Origin of the sequence: Haloparvum sedimenti, assembly GCF_001462205.1 — an archaeon.
Classification (GTDB): domain Archaea; phylum Halobacteriota; class Halobacteria; order Halobacteriales; family Haloferacaceae; genus Haloparvum; species Haloparvum sedimenti.
Window position 1 is genome coordinate 158,270 of record NZ_LKIR01000135.1, and the last position, 4,770, is coordinate 163,039.

Consider the following 4,770-nt stretch of genomic DNA (forward strand, 5'->3'; position numbering starts at 1 on the left):
TGCGGCCGCGCCGCCGCCTCCCTCGCGCGGTCGCGGCGCCACAGGGGCGCCGCGGCGCGCGCCGACAGCACAGCACTGCAACCGCAACGCTCCGCGACCACACAGCACCGCACCGCCGCGAGTTTCAGAAAATCGAGGTGTCTGAATCGGTCTGCATCACTCAGTATCGCTCTCGTTCAACTCATCTCACGACTCGAAACGCTATCGCTAAAGCTCCAGCAGGTCAAAAACGCGAGAAACGTGGGTTACGGCCGGTCGATCCCGGCTATTCGATGTGGCCCTCGCGGCGGAGCTGGTCCGCCGCGGAGCTGTCGTAGCGCCACTCGATGTCGGCCTTCTCGTCCTGCCAGGACCACGGCTCGGCCAGGACCACGTCGCCCTCGTTGATCCAGTTTCGGTACTTCATGCGGCCGGGAATGCGCCCCATGCGCTCCACCCCGTCCGCACAGCGCAGGCGGACGCGGCTGTGACCGAGCATGTTGGTCACGACCGCGAACACCTGGTCGTCGTTGGGCATGCGGAGGTCCCGCCGCCCGCTTGACTCGTCGCTCATGGCAAAACGAAGGACGCCCATACTGATAAGGAATGGTATTCGCCGGCGGACGGCCCGCCGACTGTGGGTCGTAGCGTGGTCAGGAGAAGTAGCGGGAGGTAGATTTGAACTACCGATCTCCGGGTTATGAGCCCGGCGGAATCTCCTGGCTATCCCATCCCGCTATCATGGCAAACACGGGTTTCACGGTTAAGGGTTCCGATCCCCCTGCCGTATGCCAGTTTCTGCCGGGGATCGAGGGTCCGGATCCTCGCCGTCGGGACGCCGCCGTCTCACCTCAGCGGTCCGCCGTCACGCGCCACGTGAGCAGGCTCTCCGCGACGTAGTTGACGAGCATGCCGACGCCGACGCCGCCCGCCCGCGAGGCGACGAACCAGAGGTCGATCCCGGAGACGGTCAGCGGCAGGGCGATCCCCCGATACAGCGCGGTGAACACGAGCAGTTGGACCGCGATCCCGCCCGCGCGGACGAGGTTCGACTTCGCCAGCCGGCGCAGGGTCGGCCCGATCCCGGCGAGCCCCTCCTCGGCGAACGTCACGCGGTCGTTGAGCAGGAACATCACGACGACCGCGACCTCGATCCCGACGAAGGCGGCGAGCTCGGGAAAGACGCCGAGCGCCTCCAGCGCGGTCGAGGTGACGATGTCGAAGCCGAAACCGACCACGCCGACGGAGACGAACTGACCGAACCGCGTCCCCGACGCCAGCGTCGCGACGGTTCCGTCGGCCTCCGACGTGCCCCCCTCGCCGGCTGGCCCCTCTGCCCCTCCGCTCACCGCGACTCCCCTCCCGGTCGCTCCGCGTCGAGTCGGTCCTCCTGCGCGACGAGCGCCGCGGTCTCGCCGCGGTCGAGGAGCCGGTGGAGCCGGTCCTCGCGGATGAGTCGGGCGCGGTGTCTGGCGACGAACAGCCCACGCGCCATGTCCAGCGTGTCGCGGACGGGGGAGACCGTCGACCCGGGCTTGTCCTCCCACGCCACGGGAACCTCCGCGATGCGGTAGTCGAGCGCGGCTGCGACCGCGAGGAACTCGATGTCCCACGCGAACCCCGGCTCGTAGAGGTGGTCGCGGACGCCGGCCCACGCATCGGCCGTGATCGCCTTCGCGCCGCACTGGTAGTCGTACAGCGTCGCGTCGAGCAGGCGCCGGGCCAGCCACGCGAAGCCGTCGCCGAGCAGCCGGCGAAACACCGTCTGGTGGTCCGAGACCGTCGCGTCGGGGTGCCGCCGCGAGCCCGCCGCCACGTCCGCGCTCCCGGACAGCACCGGGGCGACGACCTCGCCGACCGCGTCCGCGGGCGTGGCGCCGTCGGCGTCCACGAAGGCGTACGCGTCCGTCGAGAGCGCCTCGAAGCCGGCCGTCACCGCCGCGCCCTTCCCGCGACGGCGCCTCACGGCGTGAACCGTCGCGGGGAGGTCGGCGAGCGCGTCGACGACGCCGGGGGCCGGGTCGTCGAGTTCGATCCGGATCGTCTCGGGGGCCAGCCGCTCGTCGAGCGCCCGGACGTACCGCCCGAGGCGCTCGGCGTCCGGCCGGAACGCGGGGACCACGATCCCGAGACTGGACGACATGCGTGGGCGTACCTCGGGACCGGATAAAAGGCGTTTGACTCCGCGCGCGGCCGGGGAGCGCGGCGACCCGGAACCCGAAGAGGTATGCCCCGCGGCGTGTCTGGGGCGGACATGGAGTACCTCCTCGTCGGCTGGTGGCTCCTCGCGTTCGCGGCCCTCTCGGCGCTTGCGTTCCCCCTCTGTGCCCGGCTGTTCCCCCGGTTCCCGGGATACGGCGCCGGGCTCGCGCCCGCGGTCGCGCTCGCGACGCTCACCGTCGTCGGCTACTGGACCGGCCGCGTCAGCTACGGCCGCCACACGCTGTGGGTCGCGCTGGCCGGCCTTGTCGCGGTCTCGGCGCTGGTCGGACTCGACCGCGCCGCGCTCCGTCGCGGGGAGGTTCGCCTCGCGGCTGAGCGACTCGCGGTTGACCGATCCGCCGACGACCGGCCGCGTCCGCGGCGCCGGGACCTGATCGCGCCCGCGGCGGTGTTCGCGGCCGCGTTCCTGCTGCTCGTGGCGGTCCGGAACGCCGATCCCGCGATAACCGCCGCTGGGGGGGAGAAGTTCCTCGACTACGGGCTGTTGCGGAGCCTCCTGCGCGCGGAGTCGCTGCCCCCCTACGACGTGTGGTTCGCCGGCGAGACGGTGAACTACTACTACGGCGGCCACCTCGCGGCCGCCCTCCTGACCCGGCTGGCGGGCACGCCGCCGGCGTACGCGTACAACCTCGCGCTCGCCGGCTTCTACGCGACGCTGGCGGCGGCGGCGTTCGAGCTCGCTCGGGCGGTCGCCGCCGGTCGCGCACGCGGTCGGGGTGTCGACGGCGACGACGCCGCGGACCACGGGCTCCGGGCCGGCCTCGCGGGCGCGTTTCTCGTCGCCGTGGCCGGAAACCTCGTGTCGGCGGCCAGGCTCGCGGTCGCCGCCCTCCCGAACGCGCTGGCCGAACCCGTGGCCCACCGCCTCACGCGCGGGACGCGCGTCTCCCCGGACGACCTGCTGGCGGGGATCGAGGGGTTCCACTACTGGACCGCCAGCCGGGTGATCCCGGGGACGATAAACGAGTTCCCCTTCTTCGGCTTCCTCAACGGCGACCTCCACGCGCACATGATGGGTGCGCCGTTCCTGCTCCTGGCCGCCGCGCTGCTGTACGCCTACTGGGAGACGCCGGCGGAGCGCCTCCGGCGGCGGCGCCTGCTCGCGTTCGGCGCGATTCCGGTCCTCGGCGGACTCCAGGTCGTGGTCCACACCTGGGACGTGGCGACGACGCTCGGCCTGCTCTGGCTGACGCTGACGTTCGCGCCCGCGGCGCCGCTGTCCCTGCTGCCCCGCGGCGAGGCGCTCGCCGCACGACTGCGGGGCGCCCTCGGTGAGGGGCTCGCGGCGACGGAGGTCGCACGTACCGGCGGCGCCCTCCTCGCGACCGGCGTCGCGGCCGTCGGGGCGGGCGTGCTCGGGGCGCCGTTCCTGCTCGGCGCCAGCAGTGGACAGGAGCCGGCGCTGCTCGCGGCCGAGATGCGGTCGGCGCTCACGCCCCTGATCCTCGTCCACGGAGCGTTTCTGGCGGCGTTCGGGGCGTATCTGGTGGGACGGATCGCCGACGGCGCGTCGCGTGACGCCGCTCTCGTCGCCGCCGGGACCGCCGCGGTCGCGCTCGCGTCGCTGGCGGCGGGGTTCCCGGCGTTCGCGGTCGTCGTTCCGCTGCTCGCGCTCGGGTGGGCCGCGTTCCGGCTGGACCGCGGCGTCGGTTTCGAGACGGCGCTTATCGTCGGCGGAGCCGGGCTCGTCGGGATCGTCGAGGTCGTCTTCGTCGTCGAGGAGGCCGGCCCCGGCCGGATGAACACCGTGTTCAAGGTGTACGCGCAGGTGTGGGCGCTGTGGGCGACCGCGGCCGGCATCGTGCTCGCGGAGCTGTGGGCGACTGGTTTCCGGGGCACGACGAGCGCCGTCGACGCCGCCACCGCGACCGACGCCGCGACCCGCCGTGGGAGCGCCGCCGCGGAGCGGACCGCGGACGCGCTCGGCGGCATCCGGGCGCGGCTGCCGACGGACCGCACCCTCGCCCGCGCGCTCGTCGCGCTGCTGCTGCTCGCGACCGCTCCCTACGCCCCGATGGCGCTCGGCCAGCACGCCGCGGTCCACGACGCCGGGACGCTGGACGCGACCGCGTTCGTCGAGGCGGAGCATCCGTCCGAGGCGGCCGCCATCGACTGGCTCGACGAGGAGGCGACCCACCGGGACACCCTGTTGGAGGCGCCCGGGGCGAGCTACTCCCCCGAGGGACTCGCCGCGAACCCCGGTGAGCCGGGCATCTACACCTGGCGCGCCAACCCCGCCTCGAGCCTGACGGGGATCCCCACCGTCGCGGGGTGGTCACACGAGGTGGGCTACCGCGGCCGCGAGGCCTACACCGAACGGGTCGCCGCCGTCGACCGGGCGTACGCCGGTTCGGACGCCGAGCGCGTGGCCGCTCTCCGGGAGTACGGGGTCGACTACGTCTGGGTCGGGCCGACCGAGCGCGACCGCTACGGCGACGTCTCCTTCGACCGGTTCGCGGGCATCGAGGTGGCGTACGAAACGGAGACCGTAACGGTGTATCGCGTCGACAGCGAGGAGCTCGCGACGTAGCTCCCCGTTCGTGCGCGTCGCGCCGTCACACCGCGAAC

Annotated in this window: 4 protein-coding genes and 1 tRNA gene; 1 reads left to right on the forward strand and 4 read right to left on the reverse strand. The window is 72.9% G+C overall.

Features of this window, described 5'->3' with window-relative positions:
* Window positions 1-265 precede the first annotated feature (265 nt).
* The 4 genes from eif1A to AN233_RS12780 all read right to left on the reverse strand — a co-directional run bounded on the left by eif1A (window position 266) and on the right by AN233_RS12780 (window position 2,122).
* On the reverse strand, window positions 266-553 hold the full coding sequence (gene eif1A / locus AN233_RS12765) for a translation initiation factor eIF-1A (RefSeq protein WP_058367157.1): 288 nt from the start codon (window positions 551-553) through the stop codon (window positions 266-268).
* An 89-nt stretch (window positions 554-642) separates the two neighbouring features.
* Window positions 643-717: transfer RNA gene (locus tag AN233_RS12770), tRNA-Met, on the reverse strand.
* Between the two features lie 113 nt (window positions 718-830).
* Window positions 831-1,328, reverse strand: coding sequence for a GtrA family protein (locus AN233_RS12775; protein ID WP_058367158.1), 498 nt, complete (start codon window positions 1,326-1,328; stop codon window positions 831-833).
* Complete coding sequence (locus AN233_RS12780) at window positions 1,325-2,122, reverse strand: glycosyltransferase (RefSeq protein ID WP_058367159.1); 798 nt, start codon at window positions 2,120-2,122, stop codon at window positions 1,325-1,327. The genes AN233_RS12775 and AN233_RS12780 overlap by 4 nt, the downstream gene beginning before the upstream one ends.
* Before the next feature lie 111 nt (window positions 2,123-2,233).
* On the opposite strand from AN233_RS12780, the gene AN233_RS12785 reads away from it, so the two are divergent.
* On the forward strand, window positions 2,234-4,732 hold the full coding sequence (locus tag AN233_RS12785) for a DUF2298 domain-containing protein (RefSeq protein ID WP_058367160.1): 2,499 nt from the start codon (window positions 2,234-2,236) through the stop codon (window positions 4,730-4,732).
* Window positions 4,733-4,770 lie beyond the last annotated feature (38 nt).

Bases quoted from the DNA above. Each gene is read 5' to 3' on its own strand.
- AN233_RS12785 (WP_058367160.1), top strand. From the start codon at position 2,234: ATGGAGTACCTCCTCGTCGGCTGGTGGCTCCTCGCGTTCGCGGCCCTC.
- eif1A (WP_058367157.1), bottom strand. From the start codon at position 553: ATGAGCGACGAGTCAAGCGGGCGGCGGGACCTCCGCATGCCCAACGAC.
- AN233_RS12780 (WP_058367159.1), bottom strand. From the start codon at position 2,122: ATGTCGTCCAGTCTCGGGATCGTGGTCCCCGCGTTCCGGCCGGACGCC.